The organism is Polaromonas sp. YR568 (genome assembly GCF_943369675.1).
In the GTDB taxonomy this organism is placed as follows: Bacteria; Pseudomonadota; Gammaproteobacteria; order Burkholderiales; family Burkholderiaceae_C; genus Polaromonas.
In genome coordinates this window covers 17,206-36,956 of the sequence record NZ_CALROB020000026.1, presented here as the reverse complement: position 1 = coordinate 36,956, position 19,751 = coordinate 17,206, and the positions used below count along the sequence as shown (strand labels likewise).

The window sequence follows — 19,751 nt, the reverse complement described above, 5'->3', positions numbered from 1 at the left end:
CCATGCCTTCCAACGAGAAAATCGCCATCGCGGCCCACCTGCACGTCCTGTTGCGCCGCAAGACGGGGCGGGTGACCGACACCGAGTGGATGGCCAGCAATCACGAGTACGCCGCCGAGGTCGCGCGTTTTGCGCGCGAGAAGGCGGCCGAGGACGGCCATTACGATCTGGCCGTCTGGGCCGACAAGCTCGAAGAGATCATGGCCGTGCCCGACCCCAAGCCGCGCGTGCCGCTGGTGCAGATGGTGACCGAGGTGGTGAAGGAGCGCACGTCGCCCGTCGTGGCGCCGCCGCCCCAGCATGACCGCCAGAGCGCGCGTTCGGTGGACACCGAGGAAGAGGTCTACCCCGAGTCGGGCTTCATCGAATCCACCTTCGGCGCGATCTTCGGCGAAGAGGGCCACCGCGAGCGCAAGCCGCGCGACCCGAACGCGCCGCGCTACGTGAAAAGCCTGCGCTAGTTCAGTTCGCCGGCAGCGCTTCCCGCGCGCGGTTCAGCCCGTGGGCCAGCATGTTGCGGGTGCGCGCGCGGATGTTCGCGCTGGCCTCGTCCGCGAAGGTGGCCACATAAGGGTGGCCCGCGTTGTCCGCCAGGATGCTGCGCTTGACCTGTTGCAGGCCGGCATCGCAGGCCGCCAGTGCGGCATCGGCCAGCACAAAGACGGATTGCGCGGGGTCGTCTTTCATCGGCTGCAGGGCGTCGCCCGCGCAGCGCTGGTAGTCGTTGATCGCCGCCGCCACCGGGGCGCGGGCGATCGACAGCGGATCGTGGCTGGCCTTGGGCGACGAGCCGCAGGCGGACAGCGCCAGGAGCAGGGCGGCGGCCAGGGGGAGGGGCAGGTGCTTCATGCGTCGCATTGTGTCATCGCCGCATGCGGCAAGGATGTAAGGCAAACCGATTAAGGGTAAGCACAACTGGCCCGCTGCAAACGCAGGCCTTAGCATGCAAGTCAATAACGATGAGGGAGCTTGGCTTATGTCGCGTACTGAAATGACATCCATGGGATGGACCTTGGCCCTGGCGGCGAGCCTGCTCGGGGCCGGTCCCGCGCAAGCCCAGGCTCCGGCCCCGGCGCAGCAACTGGTGCTGGGCATCAGCGAAGGCACCTCGGGCGGCCTGGACCATGCCCAGGTGATCACCAAATACCAGGGCCTGGCCGAAGTGATAGGCAAGGCCCTGAAAGCCAAGGTCAGCGTGGTGTTCGCGCGCGAGTTCAAGCAGCTCGAGGAAGGCATGCAGACCGGGCGCTTCGACCTGGTGATGGCCCGCCCCAGCGACTACCCCGCGCGCGGCATGCGCGACTACGGCTACAGCTACATCGCCAGCACCAAGCCCGACGGGCAGTGCTTCGTCATCGTGCCCAAGGGCTCGGCGCTCAAGACCATCAACGACGTAAAGGGCCAGCGCATCGCCTTGCCCGAGCAGATCGCCTACATGTCGCGCTTCTGCGCGGCGGAGCTGCGCGACAAGGGCATCCTGGTGGGCAAGGAAAACGTGCAGTTCGTGCGCGAACAGGCCGCCGTCGGCTTTTACCTGGACAACAAATTCGCCGACGTGGGCGGCGTGGCCTCTTATTCGGGCATCGCCAAGAAGTGGGAAAAAGACGGCGGCCGTATCCTGCACAAGAGCGTGGCGCAGCCCTACTTTCCGCTCGTGGCCCACAAGCGCATCAAGCCCGAGCAGCTCAAGGCCATCCAGGAGGAACTGCTGGCCCTGCCCGCCAGCGATGCCGGCAAGGACGTGCTCAAGCGCATAGGCGTCGAGCAGTTCGATACCACCTCGGAGCCGCGCATGCGCGAGCTGCTCAAGTGGCTCAATATCTGACCCGTTCCTGATTCACCGCGACACCGCCGCGCGCCATGCCGTTGCGCCGGTGGCATAAGACCCGCCAGAGTCTTCCCGGCTGTGCCGTTTGAGCCCCGGCCGCCCACTCTCCGTCCGCCCTTTTTATTTCGCCGCGCCCACCCGCGCGCGTGTCCGTTGGCGTGACCGCGCCCTTGGACCTCCTAGGGTTTTCACTGGAAAAAACCGGTTCGGCCTCGTTGTAATGGTTATGATTCATAATCATAATCGGCCTCACTGAAAATTCCACATGACCCAAAAATACCTTCATCTCGATCTCGATATGCGCGGCGACATTGCCGTGATCCGCCTGGCGCGCCCGGCCAAGCGCAATGCCTTGGGCGACGCCCAGGTGCTGGCCCTGCGCGACCTGTTTGAAAACCTGCCCGCCGCCGCCAGGGCCGCCGTTCTTTACGGCGAGGGCGAGCACTTCTGCGCCGGCCTTGACCTCAGTGAACTGCAGGAGCGCGACGCCAGCCAGGGCCTGCACCACTCGCGCATGTGGCACGCCGCGCTGGACCGCCTGCAGTACGGGCCCGTGCCCGTGATTGCCGCGCTGCACGGCGCGGTGGTCGGCGGCGGCCTGGAACTGGCGAGCGCCTGCCATATCCGGGTTGCCGACGAAAGCGCCTTTTACGGCTTGCCCGAAGGTTCGCGCGGGATCTTCGTCGGCGGCGGCGGCGCGGTGCGCATCCCGCGCCTGATAGGCACGGCCCGCATGACGGACATGATGCTGACCGGCCGCGTCTACAGCGCCGAAGAGGGCGAACGCATAGGCCTCGCGCAGTACCTGGTGCCGCAAGGGCAGGCCCTCGGCAAGGCGCTCGAACTGGCCGGCCGGGTGGCGCAAAACGCGCCGCTGACCAACTACGCGCTGATGCATGCCTTGCCGCGCATTGCCGAGCAGCCCGCGGACCAGGGGTTCTTTACCGAAGCCCTGATGGCGGCGGTGGCACAAAGCGCGCCCGAAGCCAAAGACCGCGTCAAGGATTTCCTCGCCGGCAAGGCCGCCAAGGTGAAAAAAGCCTGAGCCTGCCGGTGGGCCGGCATGCGGGTCGGTGGAAGAGACAAAGAAGAGACAAAGCCAAAGAGCTGAAAAGATAAAGAGACAAAGAGACAACACCATCATGAGCGCCCCCAAATTCCGCCCCCTGCGCTTTGGCGTGACCCGTGTCGTGCTGCGCCAGGGCCAGCCCGGCGTCTGCTACCTGCGCGCTGAGCAGGCCCTGGACGCCTACCCGGCCCGGATCACCGACCGCCTGCAGCACTGGGCGTTGACGGCGCCCGGCCGCAGCTTCATGGCGCGGCGCGAGAAGCGGGCGGACGGCACGACCGGCGACTGGCTTCACCTCAGCTACGCCCAGGCCTGGGCGGCGGCCCGCGGCATCGCGCAGGCACTGCTGGACCGCGGCCTCAGCGCCGAGCGGCCCGTGATGATGCTTTCCGGGAACGACCTCGAACATGCGCAACTGACCCTGGGCTGCCTGGTGGCCGGCGTGCCCTTCGTGCCGGTGTCGCCGCAGTACTCCCTGGCCAGCCGGGATTACGACAAGCTGCGCCATGTGATCAAGACCGTGACGCCCGGCCTGGTGTTTGCCGCCGAAGCCGGCAGCTATGCCCGGGCCATCCAGGCCACGCTGGGCGAGGAGGGCGGGGAGGTCGAGGTGGTGCTTGCCGCAGGGAGCATTCAGGGGCGCGCCAGCACACGCTTTGCGGACCTGGCGGCAACGCCGGCGACGGCCGCGGTGGACCGTGCCATGCAGGCCACCGGCCCGGACACCATCGTGAAGTTCCTGTTCACCAGCGGCTCGACCAGGATGCCCAAGGCCGTGATCAACACCCAGCGCATGTGGTGCGCCAACCAGCAGCAGATGGCGCAGTCCATGCCGGTGCTGGGGGAGGAGCCGCTGGTGCTGGTCGACTGGCTGCCGTGGAACCACACCTTCGGCGGCAACCACAACTTCGGCATGGTGCTGTTCCACGGCGGAACGCTTTACATCGACGACGGCAAACCCACGCCGGCGCTGATGCACGAGACCTTGCGCAACCTGCGCGAGATCGCCCCCACGGTCTACTTCAACGTCCCGACCGGCTTTGAGGCGATCGCCCACGCCATGAAGACCGATGCGCAGTTGCGACGCACGCTGCTGTCGCGCGTGAAGATGTTTTTCTACGCGGGCGCCGCGCTGGCCCAGCCCGTGTGGGACAGCCTGTATGCGTCGGAAGAAAAGGAAATCGGCGAGCGCATCGTCATGGTGACCGGACTGGGAATGACCGAGTCCGCACCCTTCGCCATCTTTGTGACCAGCCCCGACGTCAAGGCCGGCGACCTGGGCGTGCCCGCGCCCGGGATGGAGCTGAAGCTGGCCGCCGTGGACGGCAAGACCGAGGTCCGCTACAAAGGCCCCAATGTGTCCCCCAGCTACTGGCGGGCGCCGCAGGAGACGGCTGAGGCTTTCGACGAAGAAGGGTTTTTCCGCACCGGCGATGCCGTCAAATGGATTGACGACGGCGACATTCACCGCGGGCTCAAATTCGACGGGCGCATCGCGGAAGACTTCAAGCTCGCCACCGGCACCTTTGTCAGCGTGGGCCCGCTGCGCGCGAAGATCGTCGCGGCCGGGGCGCCTTATGTGCAGGACGTCGTCCTCACGGGCATCAACCTCAAGGAAGTGGGGGCGCTGGTTTTCCCGACGCCCGCGGTGCGCGCGCTGGCCGGCCTGACACCCGACGCGCCGCTGCGGGAGGTTCTCGAGTGCGAGCAGGTGATCGCGCACTTCCAGGGTGTGCTGGACCGGCTTGCACAGAACGCCACCGGCAGCGCGAGCTGCATCGCCCGCCTGCTCCTGATGCATGAGCCGCCTTCCTTCGACAAGGGCGAGCTCACCGACAAGGGCTCCATCAACCAGCGCGCCGTGCTCACGCACCGCGAGGCGCTCGTGGCGGCCCTGCATGAGGGCACGGCGCATCCCATCGTCAAACCCGCGGCACGCTAAAACCCCAACGCAAAAAACCATCATGCAGCCCAAAGGATTCTTCAGTGCTTTTCAGGACGTCTGGATGCTGGCCGGCGTTCGCACGCCCATGGTCGACTACTGCGGCGCCCTCGGCCACGTGTCGCCGACCGATCTCGGCATCAAGGCTGCGCGCGCCGTGCTGCAGCGCGCCGGCGTCGACGCCGCGGACGTCGATTCGGTGATTGCCGGCAACATGGCGCCGGGCGACTTCGAACAATTCATGCTGCCGCGCCATATCGGCCTGTATGCCGGGGTGCCTGTGGAAGTGCCCGCCATCATGGTGCAGCGCATCTGCGGCACCGGCTTCGAGCTGTTCCGCCAGGCGGGCGAGCAGATCCAGAGTGGCGCGGCCAGCGTGGCGCTGGTCGTCGGCGCCGAAAGCATGACGCGCAACCCGATCGCTTCCTTCGAGCACCGCACCGGCTTCAAGCTGGGCGCGCCGGTCGGGTTCAAGGACTTCATGTGGGAGGCCCTCAAGGATTCGGCCGCCGGCATCGACATGATCCAGACCGCGGAAAACCTCGCCAGGAAATACGGCATCACGCGTGAAGAGGTCGATGAATTTGCGTCCGGCTCCTTCGCCAAAGCCGTGGCGGCGCGGGAGGCCGGCTTTCACGCGGGTGAAATCGTGCCGGTGGTCAGTGAAAAATTCGAGCTTGCCGGCTATGCCGCGCGCGGTATCCGCCTGCAGGGCAAGGCCGTGGAAGTCGCGCACGACACGCATGCGCGGCTGTCTCCCGTCGACGTCCTGGCCAAGCTCAGGGCGGTCCACGCTGGCGGTGTGCAGACCGGCGGCAACAGCGCGGCGTTGGTGGACGCGGCCGCGGCGGCCCTGGTGGCATCCGGCGCCTATGTGAAAGCGCGTGGCGCGAAACCACTGGCGCGTGTCGTGGCCGCCGCCGTGGTGGGGGTGCCGCCCGAGATCATGGGCATAGGCCCGGCCCCCGCGATCCGCCTGCTGCTGCAGCGCTGCGGCCTGAGGCTGGACCAGGTCGGCCGCTTTGAAATCAACGAAGCCCAGGGCGCGCAGGTGCTGGCAGTGGCGCGCGAGCTGGACCTGGACATGGGCAAGCTCAACGTCAACGGCGGCGCCATCGCCATGGGCCATCCCCTGGCGGCGACCGGTGTGCGCCTGATCATCACCGTCGCGCGGGAAATGCAGCGCGCGCGCGTGCGCTACGGCATCGCGTCGGCCTGCGTGGGCGGCGGCCAGGGCATGGCGCTGCTGCTTGAAAACCCGGAGGCGGCATGAGCTTCCCCCCAACAGATTCTGGAGCACTGACATGAACATTCAAGGACTTGCGGCATTGGTGACAGGCGGCGGCTCGGGGCTGGGCGAAGCCACTGCCCGCGAACTCGCGCGCCTGGGCGGCAAGGTCGCCGTGCTGGACATCAACCTGGCCAATGCGGAAAAGGTCGCCGGCAGCATACGCGCGGCCCATGGCCCCGATGCCGCGCTGGCCTGCCACTGCGACATCACGGACAGCGCCAGCCTGGCCGCCGCACTTGAGAAAGCCGCTGCCGCACATGGTCCGGCCCGCATCCTGATGAACGTTGCCGGCATCGGTTCGGCAAAACGTGTTGTGGCCAAAGACGGCAGCCCTGCGCCGCTCGAAGACTTTGCCAAAGTCGTCACCATCAACCTGGTGGGCACCTACAACGCGAGCCGCCTGTTTGCAGCCGCTTGCGCCAAACTGCCTCCACTGGAGGACGGCCAGCGCGGCGTGATGATGTTCACCGCCTCGGTTGCCGCCTTCGACGGCCAGGTCGGGCAGCAGGCCTACAGCGCCTCCAAGGCCGGGCTGGCCGGCATGACGCTGCCCATGGCGCGCGACCTCGCACAGCACGGCATCCGCGTCTGCACGGTGGCGCCCGGTTTGTTCGCCACGCCCTTGATGGCGCAGCTGCCCGAGGCGGTCCAGGCTTCGCTGGCCGCCAGCATTCCCTTTCCGCCGCGCCTGGGCAAGCCCGAAGAGTTCGCGCAACTGGCCGCGCACATCGTGAACAACGACCACCTCAACGGCGAAGTGATCCGCCTGGACGGCGCGCTGCGCATGGCGCCCAGGTGAGCGGCATGGAAAAAACCGTGGTCTACGAAGTGGCGGTCGCGTTCGGCGATTGCGACCCGGCGGGGATCGTGTTCTTCCCCAATTTCTCGCGCTGGATGGATGCCGCATCGCTGAATTTTTTCGCCGCCTGCGGCGTGCCGCCCTGGCGGGAACTGGTCGAAACCACCGGCATCGTCGGCACCCCCCTGCTGGAGATCAATACCCGCTTCAGCCAGCCCGCCACCTATGGTGAAACCTTGCGCATCCACACCCGCGTGCAGGAGTGGCGGGACAAGGTGTTTATCCAGAGCCATGTGATCCGGCGCGGCGATGACCTGATCTGCGAAGGCCTGGAAACCCGCGCCTTCTGCATACGCCACCCCGACAAACCCGGCCGCATGAAGGCCATTGCCGTGCCACCCGACATCCGCCGCCAATGCAGTTGAACGGGCGCAACTGACGCGTCCGGGGTGTACGGCCCCTGGCGTCTGGCGCTTGGCGGATTTTTGCTTTTCGACCCGTGAACTTACCCACAAGGAGACATCTCATGCAAACACGTCGTCATTTCATGCAGACCGCCGCGGCGCTTTCGGCGGCGGCCCTCGCGCCTTTCCCGGCGCTGGCGCGGGCGCTCGAGCAGGTCAAGATCCTCTACGGCTTTCCGGCCGGCAGCGCGGGCGACATCTGCGCGCGCCGCGTGGGTGACCGCTTCGGCGGCACCGCGTATTCCAGGAACAACGGCGTCATCGACACCCGGACCGGCGCGGGCGGACGGATCGCGCTGGAGGTGCTCAAGACGGCGCCGGCGGACGGCTCCGTGCTGGCGATGACGCCATCCTCCTGCCTGTCGCTGTACCCGCACATCTACAAAAAACTGTCTTACGACCCCTTCGCGGATTTCGTCGCGGTGGGGACCGCCTCCATGATCCACCACGGCCTGGCCGTCGGGCCGCTGGTGCCGGCCTCCGTCAAGAACGTGCAGGACTTTCTCTCCTGGGCCAAGGCCAATCCCAAGGATGCCAGCTACGGCTCGCCCGCCGCCGGGTCGGCCCCGCACTTCATAGGCGCCCTGCTCGGCCTGAACAACCATGTGGACCTCAAGCATGTGCCCTATCGCGGCTCGGTGCCCGGCGTGACCGACCTGGTCGGCGGCCAGCTCGCCGCGATGGTGACGCCGCACGGCGATTTCATTCCCAACTACAAGGCCGGCAAGCTGCGCATCCTGGCCACCTCCGGAAAGCAGCGCTCACCCTTCGTGCCCGAAGTGCCCACCTTCGCCGAGCAGGGATTCGCCGACCTGACGGCGGAAGAATGGTTTGGCTTCTACGCGCCCGCGAAAACGCCCGCCGACATGGTGGCCGCGGCCAACGCCGCCATCAATGCCGCCATCCAGGACAAATCCGTCATCGACTCGCTCACGGTGGTGGGGCTGATCCCCTATGGCGGCACCGCAGACGACATGGCCTACAGCCAGAAGCGCGAGTTCGAGCGCTGGGGCCCGCTGACCAAAAAAATCGGCTTCACCGCGGAGTCCTGACGCGCGGCGGGGGCGGCCGGCCGCGGCGGGCGGCATTGGCATAATCGGGGCTAGCCTGGACGCATGCCTGCGCCGGCAGCGTTGCCAGACAAAGAAAGCGCCCCGATCCCCTATGCCTGTGTCGTCCAAAGTCGCCCCTTCGGTAGAGGAGGTTGATACCTCCTACCTCGAAACCCTGGTGGGCTACAACGCCACGCGCGCATCCCTCAAGGTCATCGAGTTGTTCATGAAGCGCATGGCGGTCTATGACCTCAGGCACGTGGACTTCTCGATCCTGTCGCTCATCACGCACAACCCCGGCATCACCTCGCGCCAGCTGTGCGGCGCACTGAGCATCCTGCCGCCCAATCTTGTGGGAAAAATCGTCACGCTGGAAAAGCGCAAGCTGGTGCACCGCAAGCCGCACCCGCAGGACGGCCGCGCCGTGGGGCTTTACCTTACCGACGCGGGCGAGGCCTTGATGCGCGAGGCGGAAGGCACCGCTTTCGACCTGGAGTCCGAGGCGACCCAGCGCCTGAGCGCCACCGAAAAGAAAACGCTGACGCGCCTGCTGCAGAAAATCTACCGCTGAACCTCGCGGCCCTGATGAAGCCGCTTCGGCGCCCGCGCAGTCCCTTGCTCAGATTCCGGCCTGAATCCAGGCCGCCGCTTTCTCGGCGATCATCAGCGTCGGCGAGTTGGTGTTGCCGCTGGTGATCAGCGGCATCACGCCGGCATCGACCACGCGCAGGCCGCGTATGCCGCGCACCCTGAGGTGCGAGTCGACCACCGCCATCGGGTCGTCGTCCCTTCCCATCTTGGTCGTGCCCACCGGGTGGAAGATGGTGGTGGCGATGTCGCCCGCCAGCCGCGTGAGCTCTTCGTCGGTCTGGAACTGCACGCCCGGCTTGAATTCCTCGGGCTGGTACTTGGCCAGCGCGCTCTGGCCCACGATCCTGCGCGTCACGCGCAGCGAATCGGCCGCCACCTGGCGGTCCTCGGCCGTGCTCAGGTAGTTGGGCGCGATCGCCGGCGCGTCCTCGAATCGGCCGCTCTTGATGTGGACCGTGCCGCGGCTGGTCGGGTTGAGGTTGCAGACGCTGGCGGTGAAGGCATTGAAGCCGTGCAGCGGCTCGCCGAAGGCGTCCAGCGACAGCGGCTGCACGTGGTACTCGATGTTGGGATAGGGCTGGTCCGGCGAGCTGCGCGTGAAGGCGCCCAGCTGCGACGGCGCCATGCTCATGGGGCCGGTCTGGCGCAGCGCGTATTCCAGCCCGATGCGTGCCTTGCCCCAGAACGATCCGGCCATGGTGTTGAGCGACAGGCCCCAGGCCTTGGCGCCCGGCGCGCCCTGCACCTTGTAGACCGAGCGGATCTGCAGGTGGTCCTGCAGGTTGGCGCCCACGCCGGGCAGGTCCTGCAGCACCGGGATGCCGTGCTGCTGCAGCAAGGCGGCCGGGCCTATGCCCGAGAGCTGCAGGATTTGCGGCGAGCCTATGCTGCCCGCGCACAGGATGACTTCGCCCATGTGGCCGGAGTCGCGCGTGGAGCGCGCCGTGATGCGTTCGTCGCCGGCCCACACCTCCACGCCGGTGCAGCGCTGGCCGCCGTCGGCCTGCGGCTCGATGACCAGCTTGCAGACCTGGGCGTTGTTCCAGAGTTCGAAATTGGGGCGGCCGTAGCAGGCGGGCCGCAGGAAGGCCTTGGCCGTATTCCAGCGCCAGCCGTTTTTCTGGTTGACCTCGAAGTAGCCCACGCCCTCGTTGTCGCCGCGGTTGAAATCGCTGGTCGCGGGTATGCCGGCCTGCTGCGCCGCTTCGGCGAAGGCGTCCAGGATGTCCCAGCGCAGGCGCTGCTTTTCCACCCGCCATTCGCCGCCGGAGTTGCGGTGGCGCAGCAGCTGCTGGTAGGGCTGGCTCTTGTCCTGCATCAGCTCGGGCGCCACGCCGCGCGCGCCGTGCATCGCGTCGGCGCCCTTGTGGTGGTCTTCATGCAGCTTGAAGTGCGGCAGCGAGTTTTCCCAGCGCCAGGCCATGTCGCCGGTCAGCTGCGCCCACTGGTCGTAGTCGCGCGCCTGGCCGCGCATGTAGATCATGCCGTTGATGCTGGAGCTGCCGCCCAGCGTCTTGCCGCGCGGGTAGCGCAGCGCCCGGCCGTTCAGGCCGGTGTCGGGTTCGGTGTTGTAGAGCCAGTCGGTGCGCGGGTTGCCGATGCAGTAGAGGTAGCCCACCGGGATGTGGATCCAGTGGTAGTCGTCCTTGCGGCCCGCCTCGATCAGCAGCACGCGTTTGGACGCGTCGGCGCTCAGGCGGTTGGCCAGCAGGCAGCCGGCGGTGCCGGCGCCGATGATGATGTAGTCAAAAACCTGGCTCTCGTCTTGCATGGATGTCTTGTCTCTTGGTGTTCGGCTTTTGTTCTGCGGGGCGCCGGGGTGGCGGCAGCGGGCGGCGCACGCTGCCTTTGCCGCATGGTGCCAGCCCAGCCTAACGCGGGGCTGACCGCCGCGCCCTGGCCCGATTGTGGCAAAACCCCGGCGGCCGGACGGCGGGGATTACCCCCGCTGGCAGCCTTGCCGCATCAGCTTTGGCCATCTTCCAATCCGGCTGTAGGACCAAGGCGACAGCGCTTGGAGGGGGCAAGCATTTGTGTTTTCAGCAGTTACCATGGCAATTTTGTGTTTCGCGCGTTTGCATACCGCCGGCTCGCGCCTGGCTATACCGAATGCTTATGGAAGACTCCACGCCCCGCATCGAACAGCAGGACACGCCGCAGGGCCGGCTGCTTGTCGTGCAGGGTGCGTGGACGGCGGCCGGCCTCACGGGTGAAGCCGTCTGGGAAGGCCTGACCGCGCAGCTCAAGGCGCTGGGCGATGCGCCCGCCGGCTGGAGCCTTGAGCAGATCGGCAAGCTCGACCACCTCGGCGCGCAGGTGCTGTGGAACCACTGGGGCCGCGACTGGCCGGCGCAATTGCAGGCCGAGCCCAGCCAGCGCGCGGTGCTGGAAACCGTCGCCAAATTCAGCACCGATCCGCCCAAACCCCGCAAGCCCAACTGGACCGAGCCCTTCATCGTGCTGGGCACCCGCGTGCTGCGGCTGGTCGACCACCTCAAGGGCCTGGTGCGCCTGATCGGGCAGTTGCTGCTGGACATCATCCGCCTGGTCCGGCGCCCGCAGGAAGGCCCCTGGCGCGACCTGTCGGGTCACCTGTTCCACATCGGCGCCACCGCGCTGCCCATCACCGCATTGGTGGGTTTCCTGATCGGCGTGGTGCTGGCCTACCTGATCTCGCAGCAGCTCAAGCAGTTCGGCGCCGATTCCTTCATCGTCAACATCCTGGGCATTTCGCTGATACGCGAACTCGGCCCGGTGCTGGCCGCCATCCTGATCGCCGGGCGCAGCGGCTCGGCCATCACCGCGCAGATCGGCGTCATGCGCGTCACCGAAGAACTCGACGCCATGCGCGTCATGGGCATACCGCGCGGCTTCCGGCTGGTCATGCCGCGCGCGCTGGCGCTGGCCGTGGTCATGCCGCTGATCAGCGTCTGGACCACCATCGCCGCCTTGCTGGGCGGCATGCTGGCTGCCAACGTCTCCATGGACATCACCCCGTCTTATTTCATCAACTCGCTGCCGGCCGCGGTGGAGGTGGCCAACCTCACGCTGGCCACCGCCAAGTCGGTGGTGTTCGGCGTGCTGATCGCGTTGATCGGCTGCCACTACGGCCTGCGCGTCAAGCCCAACACCGAAAGCCTGGGGCAGGGCACGACGGCGTCGGTGGTGACCTCGATTACCGTCGTGATCCTCGTCGATGCCTTGTTTGCAGTCTTGTTCAAGAGTGTCGGTATATGAGCGATCCCATCGTCGAGATCAAAAAGCTCTGGACCGTGTTCCCCAACGGCGAGAAGAAAGCCGTGGTGCACAAGGACCTGGACCTCACCGTGGAGCGCGGCGAGGTGCTGTCCCTGGTCGGCGGCTCGGGCACCGGCAAGACGGTGCTGCTGCGCCAGATGCTGGGGCTGGAAAAACCGACCCAGGGCGAGATCACCGTGCTGGGCCGGCCGGCCGCCGAACTCGGCAAGCGCGGCGCGGCCAGCCGCGTCGGCATGCTGTTCCAGCAGGGCGCGCTGTTCTCGGCCTTCACCGTGCTGGAGAACATCGCCTTTCCGCTGCGCGAACTCAAGACCCTGCCGCGCCCGCTGATCTACGAGGCGGCCATGGTCAAGCTGCAGATGGTGGGCCTGTCGCCCGAGACCGCCGACAAGATGCCCAGCGACCTGTCGGGCGGCATGGTCAAGCGCGTCGCGCTGGCGCGCGCCCTCATCATGGACCCGCCGCTGCTGCTGCTCGACGAGCCCACCGCCGGGCTGGACCCGGAAAGCTCCGACAGTTTTGTCTCGCTGCTGCGCTCGCTGCACCGCGACATGGAACTCACGGTAGTCATGGTGACACACGACCTGGACACGCTGTTCGAGCTCAGCACGCGCATCGCCGTGCTGGCCGAGCAGAAGGTCATCGTCAACGACGTGCCCAAGGAAGTGGTGGCTTTCCCGCACCCCTTCATCCACGAATTTTTCCTAGGAGAAAGGGGTCAGCGCGCAATGGAGTTGTTACGCGAATACCCCTTTACTGTATGAGCACACATCGTCATTTAGAAGAGAGGTATTGACCATGGAAAACAAAGCCCATGCCATGGCCGCCGGTGCGTTTGTGCTGGTGGTCACCGCCTTGCTGGCCCTGCTGGCAATCTGGCTCACGCGCGACAACACCGAGCGCGACCTCTACGACATGAGCACCAGCGAAACCGTCTCCGGCCTGCAGCCGCAGGCGGCGGTGCGCTTTCGCGGCGTGCCGGTGGGCAAGGTCGAGCTGATCGGTTTTGACGCCAAGGTCAAGGGCAACGTGCTGATCCGCGTCTCCATAGACAGCAGTGCGCCCATCACCAAGTCCACCTTCGCCACCGTCGCCTCGCAAGGCGTCACCGGCCTGGGTTTCATCCAGCTCGACGACGACGGCAAGTCGGCCGAGCGGCTGGCCGTCAATGACGACGACCCGCCGCGCATCCCCATCAAGACCGGCGGGCTGGATAAATTGCTCAAGCAAAGCGAAGTGATCCTCAACCATGTGGAGGAGGCCAGCACGCGCCTGAACAAGCTGCTGTCAGACGAAAACCAGCAGGCCGTGACCGCGGCCATCAAACAGATCGGCGATGCCGCCGGCAGCATGGACCGCGTGGCCAAGGGGCTGGAGCCGACGGTGGCGTCCCTGCCGGCCCTGTCCCGCAATTCCACGGCCACGCTGGCGTCCATCAAGACGGCCGCCGACGACATCAGCGCCACCGCCACGCGCCTCAGTGAAAAAGGCGGGCCGCTCGACAAGCTGTCCGAAGGCGGCACCGCGCTGGCCGCGGGCGTGGAAACCTTCAGCGCCGGCACGCTGCCCAAGCTCGGCGAGGTGGCCGACGAGACCGCGCGCGCCATGCGCCAGCTGCGCCGCACCGTGAGCGCGGTCGACGACAACCCGCAGTCGCTGATCTTCGGCAACGGCCCGCCCGTGCCCGGCCCGGGCGAACCCGGTTTTTCCGCCTCTGGAGTGAAAAAATGATGAGCGCTTTTTCCAAACCCTCTTCCCAAGTGTCTTCGCGCGCCGCCGGCCTCGCATGCGCGCTGCTGGCCGCCCTGGCGCTGGCTGGTTGCTCGGGCCTGCCCGACAAGCCCACGCGCGCCACCATGTACGACTTCGGCCCGGGCCCGCTCGCAACCCTGCCCACGACACGCCAGGCGCCGCTGCCGGCGATTGCGCTTGACGACATCTCGACCTCCGGCGGCGCGCTGGACAACATGGCGGTACTCTACCGCCTGGGCTATGCCGACGCACAGCAGCTGCGCCCCTATTCGCAGGCGCGCTGGAGCATGCCGCCCGCGCAGCTGGTGCGCCAGCGCGTGCGCGAGCAACTGGGCCAGCGCCGCGCCGTGTTCAACGCCGGCGCCAGCGTGGCGCTGAACCGCAGCCAGAACGCGGTGCTGCCCTTGCTGCTGCGCATGGACCTCGAAGAATTCAGCCAGCTGTTCACCGCGCCGGAAACCAGCGTCGGCCTGATCCGCCTGCGCGCCACGCTGGTGGAAGTCACGCCCGCCGGCGACAAGCTGGTCGGCCAGCGCAACGTCATCGTGCAGCGGCCCGCGCCCAGCAGCGACGCGCCCGGCGGCGTGCAGGCCCTGACGGCCGCCACCGACGCGGCCATTGAAGAGATAGACCAGTGGCTGCAGCAAGCCGCCGCGCGCTGACGCCCGCAACGCCATGAAAACGCTGCAAGAGCAACTGGACGCCGCCGGGCTGCACGTCTTCGGTTGCTGCGAACGCCTGAGCGCCTACGGCCCGGACCTGCTGCAGACTTCGCAGCTGCTGCAGGACTTCACGCCCGCCGAAGCCGACATCCTTGGCGCGTCCATGCTGCTGATGCGCGCCGAGCCCGGCCAGGTGATGATCCGCGAAGGCGAATTCGGCGACTGGATGATGCTGATCCTCAAGGGCACGGTCGACGTGACCAAGCGCCTGGAGACGCCGGCCGATGCGGCGCAGGTGGATGCGGATGCGAGCGCGGAGCCCGCCGTCTCGCGCGTGGCGGTGGTGCGCGCCGGCGCGGCCGTGGGCGACATGTCCATGCTCGACAGTGAGCCGCGCTACGCCACCTGCACCGCCATCGAGGCGGTGGAGGCCGGCGTCTGGGGCCGCCATGAAATCGCCCTGCTGATCCGCGACCATCCCGGCGTGGGCGCCAAGCTGCTGGTCAAAATCACCCAGATGATGGCGCAGCGATTGCGCAACACCAGCAACCAGTTGGTCAAACTGTTGCGGAAAAAGTAGACCCCCCATCCGGGCTCAACCCTCTCCCGTTCGGGCTGGGGTAGCTAAGCCTGTCCCTGTAGCGCACCGGCCCTTCGATACCTCAGGGCGAACGGAGATGGGCGTGGGGGCTTCACACAGTCTTCACACAGGCAGGCCGCAGCTCATCCTGACCTCACACGCGCTTTGCACACTTCCCCTCGTTGTCCAAACGAAAGGAAGTCATGAAACAAAAAATCGCCGCGCTTGCACTGGTCATCGTGCTGCTGCTGGTTGCCCTGCTCAAAATCAGCGACGTGGTGCACGACCGCCAGAGCTACCGCCAGATCGCCATCCAGGGCATCGCCCAGAGCCTGGCCGGTTCGCAGACGCTGACCGGCCCGCTGATCCACCGCGCCTGCACCGAGGAATGGGACGTTGCCAGCACCAGCAAGGAAGTGCGCAGCGAGCGCCGTGAATTCGTGCTGGCCGCCGCGCCGGCCTCGCTCACCGTCCAGGGCGCCAGCAAACTGGAGCCGCGCGCCCGCGGCCTGCATGCGACGCAGGTGTTCAACCTCAAAGCCAGCCTGGTGGCCGAGTGGACGGACCTGGAGGTGCTCAAGCCCAAACAGGAACATGCCGGCTCGCGCATGAATTGCGGCCAGCCGCTGCTCATGATGGCGGTGTCCGACGCGCGCGGCATACGGCATGCGAGCGTGAAGCTCGGCGAGCAACTGCTGGCGCTCAAGCCCGGCACCTTCTACGGCAGCTACCCGCGCGGCGTGCATGCACCCTTATCGCCGGCGATGCTTCAGGCCGCGCCGCTGCGGGCGGAACTGGAGCTGGAACTGGTGGGCACCGAGAGCATCTCCATCGTGCCGCTGGGCGGCGATACCCGCGTACAGCTCACGTCCAACTGGCCGCACCCAAGCTTCGGCGGGCAATTTTTGCCGGTGGACCGCAAGGTCACGCCCGAGGGTTTTGAGGCCAGCTGGCGCGTCAGCTCGCTGGCCAGCACGGCGCAGCAGGACGTGACCCAGCAGGACCCGGCCAAACGCAGGGGCCCGTGCCCGGCCTATAGCGAAGGCTCGCCCAGCGGCGCCTGCGTGGAAGCCTTCAGCGTGACCTTTGTCGACCCGTCCAACACCTACGCCCTCAGCGACCGGGCCACCAAATATGGTTTGCTTTTTATCGGCCTGACATTCCTGGCGGTGGGCATGTTCGAGTTCATGAAGTCGCTGCGCGTGCACCCCATCCAGTACCTGCTGGTCGGCGCCGCGATGAGCATGTTCTTCCTGCTGCTGGTGAGCCTGTCGGAACACATGCCGTTTGAAAGCGCCTACGCCATTGCCTCGGCCGCCTGCGTGCTGCTGCTGACCTATTACGCCAGCCACATGCTGGGCCACTGGTCGCGCGGCCTGCCGTTCGGCCTGGGCATCGCCACGCTGTACGGCATGCTCTTCGTGCTGCTACGCATGGAGCAGACCGCCCTGCTGCTGGGCGCCGTGGCCTTGTTCGCCGTGCTGGCCGCCGTCATGATGCTGACGCGCCGTGTGGACTGGTATGCGCGCTTCAAGCAGGCCGAGCCGGTCAAGCCTGAGCCTGTGAAGGTGGCCGGGTGATGGGCACGGCCAGGCTAGAAGTACAGCTCGACCCGCAAGCCGGGATCGGTGTTGCGCACCACCATGCGGCCGCCGTGCAGCAGCATGATCTGCCGCACGATGGCCAGCCCCAGGCCCGAGCCCTTGGTGTGGCCGTCGGGGCGCACGGTCGAGAAGAAACGCTCGCCCAGCCGGGGCAGGGCGTAGTCCGGAACGCCCGGGCCGCTGTCCTGCACGGCGATGCGGTCGGGCCCGGCCTCCAGCGTGATGGTCGAGCCCTCGGGCGCGAAAGAGCGCGCATTTTCGAGCAGGTTGCTCAGCGCCAGGCCCAGAAGGCCGGGCTCCGCATGCACCCCGGCATGTTCCGGGCTGATTACGACTTTGACGACATGCTGGGCCCGGCCGCCGGCCGCCACCTCAAAGGGCTGGAGGACGCCGGACCACAGAAGGCGCTCGCGCTCTACCTGTGCATGGCGCTGCTCCAGCTTCGTCAGCTCGAGCATGCGGTCCACCAGCGCCTGCATGCGGCCGGACTGGGCCAGTACCTGCCCCGAAAACTCGCGGCGCGCGTCTTCGGGAAGTTCGTCGTGCAGCAGCTCACCCGCGCTGCGGATCGCGGCGAGCGGGCTCTTGAGCTCATGCGTCAGGGCGCGCACGTAATCTTCTATGTACTCGTGGCCCTCGAGCTTCAGGCGCATGGCATCGACTGCCATGGCCAGGTCGCCAAGCTCGCCCGGTATCTGCGGAACCGCGGGTTTCTCGCCCTGGCCGACGGCGTTGGCATAGCGGCGCAGCTTGCGAATGCTCCACACCACCCACAGCGTCACGGCCACGCCGACGGCCAGCGACAGCACCAGCAGCAGTGCGCCGCTTAGCAGGATCTTGCGCTCGGCGCGGTCGATGAAGGCCTGGATGGTGGACATGGGCTTGGCGACGGTCAGCACGCCGATGATCTTGCCGTCCCGCCGCACCGGCGCCGCCACGTACATCACCGACGTGCGGTCGTCCTGCTGCACTTCGCGGGTGGCGCGCGCGCCGTACTCCCCGCGCAGGGTGAGGGCCACGTCGCGCCAGCGCGAATAGTCCTGGCCGGTGGCCACGTTCTCCGAGTCGAACACCACCTTGCCGCCGGCGTCGGTGACGTAGACGCGAAAGTCCAGCGACTGCTTGGCCATACCCCAGATTTGCGCGTCGATGGGCCGCCGGGCGTAGTTGCGTACATGGCCGGCAAAACGGCCTTCGGCGATGGCGCCGGCCGCCAGGTCGTCGCTCGCCAGCTCGGCCAGGATGTTGGCGGTATCCACCATCATGTCTTCCATCACCTCGCGCACGCTGGGTTTGACTTCGGCCATGAAGACGCGCAGCGTGAAAAACGCCGCCAGCCCGGTGACCAGGAAAAAGCCGAACAGCAGGCGTATGCCTAAACGCATACCTGTCCGCGAACAACGGGTTCTTCCAGCAGGCGCCGTGGGACTGGCTTTGCCAGACCACAGGCGTCGCCCCCTGTAGGGGGGAGGCGGTTACACGCAGTGAGCCGCAACGGGAGGGTCACATTGAATACCCCATGCCGCGGTGCGTCACGATGTAGTCGTGTCCCGGGACAGCTTCCTGCAGCTTGGCCCGCAGGGTCTTGATGTGGGTGTCCACCGTGCGGTCGGTGCTGTCCGAATCGGCGCCCCAGACCGCGTCCAGCAAATCCTCGCGCGAGCGTATGCGGCCGCGGTGGCGCAGCAGCTCGGCCAGCAGGCCGAACTCGCGGCGCGTGAGGTTGAGCGCGCGGCCGTGCAGGCTCACGCGCTGGCCGGCGGTGTCGATCTCGAAAGGGCTGCCGGCCGTCGCCGGTGCGGGAGACGGCATGCGCGCGCGGCGCAGCAGGCTGCGCACGCGCGCCAGCAGCTCGCGCGGGCTGAAGGGTTTGCTCACATAGTCGTCGGCGCCCAGCTCCAGGCCGAGCACACGGTCGATTTCTTCGCCCTGCGCGCTGAGCATCAGCACCGGCAAGCTGCCGGCGGCGCGCAATTCGCGGCACAAGTCCAGGCCGCTACCGTCGGGCAGGCCCACGTCCAGGATGACGGCGTCGGGCGGCTGCCGGTTGATCTGAGCGCGCGCATCGCCCAGCAGCAGGCTGTGGGTGACGGTCAGGCCGTCGCGCTCCAGCGTGTAGATGATGGAGCGGGCAATCGCCGGGTCGTCTTCAACCAGCAGGATGCGCGCGCCGGCCATCTGCGTTCAGGACCTGAGGATGGGAAACAGCTTGCCCAGCCCGTCGGCCATCACCTCAACCGCCAGCGCGGCCAGGATCAGGCCCATCAGCCGCGTCATGACGTTGATGCCGGTCTTGCCCAGCACGCGGGCAATCGGCTCGGCCAGGGAAAAGCAGATGGCGGTGGCCAGGGCGATCACGATGCCGTAACCGACCAGCATGGACAGCTGCAGCGCCGTCTTGGCCTTTTCGGCATAGATCACGACGGTGGACATGGTGGCCGGCCCGGTCAGCAGCGGGATGGTCAGCGGCACCACGGCGATGCTGGCGCCGCGCGCGGCCTTGGCGGCGCCGTCTTCCATTTCATTGGTCTGGGGCTTGGCCTCGGCCGGCTGCGCGTTCAGCATGTTCATGGAGCTGATCAGCAGCAGCATGCCACCGCCGACCTGGAAGCTCGCCAGCGAGATGCTGAAGAAGTCCAGGATCTGCAGGCCCAGCAGCGCGCTGACGGCAATGACGACAAAGGCGGTGAAGGACGCGACCAGCACGGTGCGGCGGCGCTGCTCGTCGGAAAAGTCCTGGGTGTAGTGGATAAAAAACGGCACGATGGCCAGCGGGTTGACGATGGCCAGCAGCGTGACAAGCGGTTTGAAATCCATCGTTCTTCCTTTAGGGTGGCTCAGCAGGCAGCTGGCGCAAGA

Annotated in this window: 20 protein-coding genes; 15 read left to right on the top strand and 5 right to left on the bottom strand. The window is 67.0% G+C overall.

The window, feature by feature from the left end; translation table 11 throughout:
- The first annotated feature begins 2 nt into the window (after window positions 1-2).
- Window positions 3-461 carry a hypothetical protein gene (locus ACLV8F_RS15235; protein ID WP_411885047.1) on the top strand — a complete coding sequence of 153 codons (459 nt, stop codon included), beginning with the start codon at window positions 3-5 and terminating at the stop codon, window positions 459-461.
- A 1-nt stretch (window position 462) separates the two neighbouring features.
- Here ACLV8F_RS15235 and ACLV8F_RS15230 read toward each other — a convergent pair whose 3' ends face one another.
- Window positions 463-849, bottom strand: a complete 387-nt coding sequence (locus ACLV8F_RS15230; RefSeq protein WP_411885046.1) for a hypothetical protein — start codon at window positions 847-849, stop codon at window positions 463-465.
- Window positions 850-1,000: 151 nt separating this feature from the next.
- Between ACLV8F_RS15230 and ACLV8F_RS15225 the strand changes: the two genes are divergently transcribed.
- From ACLV8F_RS15225 to ACLV8F_RS15190, 8 genes are all read left to right on the top strand, one after another.
- The gene (locus ACLV8F_RS15225) at window positions 1,001-1,825 is read left to right on the top strand and encodes a phosphate/phosphite/phosphonate ABC transporter substrate-binding protein (protein ID WP_411885045.1); all 825 of its coding nucleotides are present in this window, start codon (window positions 1,001-1,003) and stop codon (window positions 1,823-1,825) included.
- Window positions 1,826-2,093: 268 nt separating this feature from the next.
- Window positions 2,094-2,873: a crotonase/enoyl-CoA hydratase family protein gene (locus tag ACLV8F_RS15220; RefSeq protein ID WP_411885044.1), complete on the top strand. Its 780-nt coding sequence runs from the start codon at window positions 2,094-2,096 to the stop codon at window positions 2,871-2,873.
- Window positions 2,874-2,970: 97 nt separating this feature from the next.
- A complete protein-coding gene (locus tag ACLV8F_RS15215; protein WP_411885043.1) occupies window positions 2,971-4,839 on the top strand; it encodes a feruloyl-CoA synthase in 1,869 nt (622 codons plus the stop codon).
- 22 nt (window positions 4,840-4,861) lie between these two features.
- Entirely contained in the window at window positions 4,862-6,112 is a 1,251-nt protein-coding gene (locus ACLV8F_RS15210) for a thiolase family protein (RefSeq protein ID WP_411885042.1), read from the top strand.
- A gap of 31 nt (window positions 6,113-6,143) precedes the next feature.
- Window positions 6,144-6,929 (top strand): SDR family NAD(P)-dependent oxidoreductase, encoded by a 786-nt coding sequence (locus ACLV8F_RS15205; RefSeq protein WP_411885041.1) that lies wholly within the window; start codon window positions 6,144-6,146, stop codon window positions 6,927-6,929.
- A 5-nt stretch (window positions 6,930-6,934) separates the two neighbouring features.
- On the top strand, window positions 6,935-7,354 hold the full coding sequence (locus ACLV8F_RS15200) for an acyl-CoA thioesterase (RefSeq protein ID WP_411885040.1): 420 nt from the start codon (window positions 6,935-6,937) through the stop codon (window positions 7,352-7,354).
- Between the two features lie 101 nt (window positions 7,355-7,455).
- Window positions 7,456-8,445, top strand: coding sequence for a Bug family tripartite tricarboxylate transporter substrate binding protein (locus tag ACLV8F_RS15195; RefSeq protein ID WP_411885039.1), 990 nt, complete (start codon window positions 7,456-7,458; stop codon window positions 8,443-8,445).
- Between the two features lie 112 nt (window positions 8,446-8,557).
- Window positions 8,558-9,016, top strand: a complete 459-nt coding sequence (locus tag ACLV8F_RS15190) for a MarR family winged helix-turn-helix transcriptional regulator (RefSeq protein ID WP_411885038.1) — start codon at window positions 8,558-8,560, stop codon at window positions 9,014-9,016.
- Window positions 9,017-9,064: 48 nt separating this feature from the next.
- Here the strand turns inward: ACLV8F_RS15190 and ACLV8F_RS15185 are convergent, their stop codons facing one another.
- On the bottom strand, window positions 9,065-10,807 hold the full coding sequence (locus ACLV8F_RS15185) for a GMC family oxidoreductase (RefSeq protein ID WP_411885037.1): 1,743 nt from the start codon (window positions 10,805-10,807) through the stop codon (window positions 9,065-9,067).
- Between the two features lie 344 nt (window positions 10,808-11,151).
- Between ACLV8F_RS15185 and ACLV8F_RS15180 the strand changes: the two genes are divergently transcribed.
- The 6 genes from ACLV8F_RS15180 (at window position 11,152) to creD (ending at window position 16,868) form a co-directional block, all read left to right on the top strand.
- Window positions 11,152-12,273, top strand: coding sequence for an MlaE family ABC transporter permease (locus ACLV8F_RS15180; RefSeq protein ID WP_411885036.1), 1,122 nt, complete (start codon window positions 11,152-11,154; stop codon window positions 12,271-12,273).
- Window positions 12,270-13,058 (top strand): ABC transporter ATP-binding protein, encoded by a 789-nt coding sequence (locus ACLV8F_RS15175; protein ID WP_411885035.1) that lies wholly within the window; start codon window positions 12,270-12,272, stop codon window positions 13,056-13,058. The genes ACLV8F_RS15180 and ACLV8F_RS15175 overlap by 4 nt, the downstream gene beginning before the upstream one ends.
- Window positions 13,059-13,092: 34 nt before the next feature.
- Window positions 13,093-14,025: an MlaD family protein gene (locus tag ACLV8F_RS15170; protein WP_411885034.1), complete on the top strand. Its 933-nt coding sequence runs from the start codon at window positions 13,093-13,095 to the stop codon at window positions 14,023-14,025.
- Window positions 14,022-14,708: an ABC-type transport auxiliary lipoprotein family protein gene (locus ACLV8F_RS15165; protein ID WP_411885033.1), complete on the top strand. Its 687-nt coding sequence runs from the start codon at window positions 14,022-14,024 to the stop codon at window positions 14,706-14,708. The genes ACLV8F_RS15170 and ACLV8F_RS15165 overlap by 4 nt, the downstream gene beginning before the upstream one ends.
- 13 nt (window positions 14,709-14,721) lie before the next feature.
- A complete protein-coding gene (locus tag ACLV8F_RS15160; RefSeq protein ID WP_411885032.1) occupies window positions 14,722-15,288 on the top strand; it encodes a Crp/Fnr family transcriptional regulator in 567 nt (188 codons plus the stop codon).
- 203 nt (window positions 15,289-15,491) lie between these two features.
- Complete coding sequence (creD, locus tag ACLV8F_RS15155; protein WP_411885031.1) at window positions 15,492-16,868, top strand: cell envelope integrity protein CreD; 1,377 nt, start codon at window positions 15,492-15,494, stop codon at window positions 16,866-16,868.
- A 14-nt stretch (window positions 16,869-16,882) separates the two neighbouring features.
- Here creD and creC read toward each other — a convergent pair whose 3' ends face one another.
- The 3 genes from creC to ACLV8F_RS15140 all read right to left on the bottom strand — a co-directional run bounded on the left by creC (window position 16,883) and on the right by ACLV8F_RS15140 (window position 19,709).
- On the bottom strand, window positions 16,883-18,277 hold the full coding sequence (gene creC / locus ACLV8F_RS15150) for a two-component system sensor histidine kinase CreC (protein WP_411885030.1): 1,395 nt from the start codon (window positions 18,275-18,277) through the stop codon (window positions 16,883-16,885).
- Between the two features lie 118 nt (window positions 18,278-18,395).
- The gene (gene creB / locus ACLV8F_RS15145) at window positions 18,396-19,070 is read right to left on the bottom strand and encodes a two-component system response regulator CreB (protein WP_411885029.1); all 675 of its coding nucleotides are present in this window, start codon (window positions 19,068-19,070) and stop codon (window positions 18,396-18,398) included.
- 6 nt (window positions 19,071-19,076) lie between these two features.
- The gene (locus tag ACLV8F_RS15140; protein WP_411880772.1) at window positions 19,077-19,709 is read right to left on the bottom strand and encodes a MarC family protein; all 633 of its coding nucleotides are present in this window, start codon (window positions 19,707-19,709) and stop codon (window positions 19,077-19,079) included.
- Window positions 19,710-19,751: the final 42 nt, after the last annotated feature.

Excerpts from the sequence above, each read along its gene's own strand:
- ACLV8F_RS15185 (WP_411885037.1), bottom strand. The coding sequence starts at position 10,807 with ATGCAAGACGAGAGCCAGGTTTTTGACTACATCATCATCGGCGCCGGC.
- ACLV8F_RS15190 (WP_411885038.1), top strand. The coding sequence starts at position 8,558 with ATGCCTGTGTCGTCCAAAGTCGCCCCTTCGGTAGAGGAGGTTGATACC.
- ACLV8F_RS15215 (WP_411885043.1), top strand. The coding sequence starts at position 2,971 with ATGAGCGCCCCCAAATTCCGCCCCCTGCGCTTTGGCGTGACCCGTGTC.
- ACLV8F_RS15170 (WP_411885034.1), top strand. The coding sequence starts at position 13,093 with ATGGAAAACAAAGCCCATGCCATGGCCGCCGGTGCGTTTGTGCTGGTG.
- ACLV8F_RS15225 (WP_411885045.1), top strand. The coding sequence starts at position 1,001 with ATGGGATGGACCTTGGCCCTGGCGGCGAGCCTGCTCGGGGCCGGTCCC.
- creD (WP_411885031.1), top strand. The coding sequence starts at position 15,492 with ATGAAACAAAAAATCGCCGCGCTTGCACTGGTCATCGTGCTGCTGCTG.
- ACLV8F_RS15165 (WP_411885033.1), top strand. The coding sequence starts at position 14,022 with ATGATGAGCGCTTTTTCCAAACCCTCTTCCCAAGTGTCTTCGCGCGCC.
- ACLV8F_RS15175 (WP_411885035.1), top strand. The coding sequence starts at position 12,270 with ATGAGCGATCCCATCGTCGAGATCAAAAAGCTCTGGACCGTGTTCCCC.
- ACLV8F_RS15180 (WP_411885036.1), top strand. The coding sequence starts at position 11,152 with ATGGAAGACTCCACGCCCCGCATCGAACAGCAGGACACGCCGCAGGGC.
- creC (WP_411885030.1), bottom strand. The coding sequence starts at position 18,277 with ATGCGTTTAGGCATACGCCTGCTGTTCGGCTTTTTCCTGGTCACCGGG.
- ACLV8F_RS15235 (WP_411885047.1), top strand. The coding sequence starts at position 3 with ATGCCTTCCAACGAGAAAATCGCCATCGCGGCCCACCTGCACGTCCTG.
- ACLV8F_RS15210 (WP_411885042.1), top strand. The coding sequence starts at position 4,862 with ATGCAGCCCAAAGGATTCTTCAGTGCTTTTCAGGACGTCTGGATGCTG.
- ACLV8F_RS15140 (WP_411880772.1), bottom strand. The coding sequence starts at position 19,709 with ATGGATTTCAAACCGCTTGTCACGCTGCTGGCCATCGTCAACCCGCTG.
- ACLV8F_RS15160 (WP_411885032.1), top strand. The coding sequence starts at position 14,722 with ATGAAAACGCTGCAAGAGCAACTGGACGCCGCCGGGCTGCACGTCTTC.
- ACLV8F_RS15205 (WP_411885041.1), top strand. The coding sequence starts at position 6,144 with ATGAACATTCAAGGACTTGCGGCATTGGTGACAGGCGGCGGCTCGGGG.
- ACLV8F_RS15200 (WP_411885040.1), top strand. The coding sequence starts at position 6,935 with ATGGAAAAAACCGTGGTCTACGAAGTGGCGGTCGCGTTCGGCGATTGC.
- ACLV8F_RS15230 (WP_411885046.1), bottom strand. The coding sequence starts at position 849 with ATGAAGCACCTGCCCCTCCCCCTGGCCGCCGCCCTGCTCCTGGCGCTG.
- ACLV8F_RS15220 (WP_411885044.1), top strand. The coding sequence starts at position 2,094 with ATGACCCAAAAATACCTTCATCTCGATCTCGATATGCGCGGCGACATT.
- creB (WP_411885029.1), bottom strand. The coding sequence starts at position 19,070 with ATGGCCGGCGCGCGCATCCTGCTGGTTGAAGACGACCCGGCGATTGCC.
- ACLV8F_RS15195 (WP_411885039.1), top strand. The coding sequence starts at position 7,456 with ATGCAAACACGTCGTCATTTCATGCAGACCGCCGCGGCGCTTTCGGCG.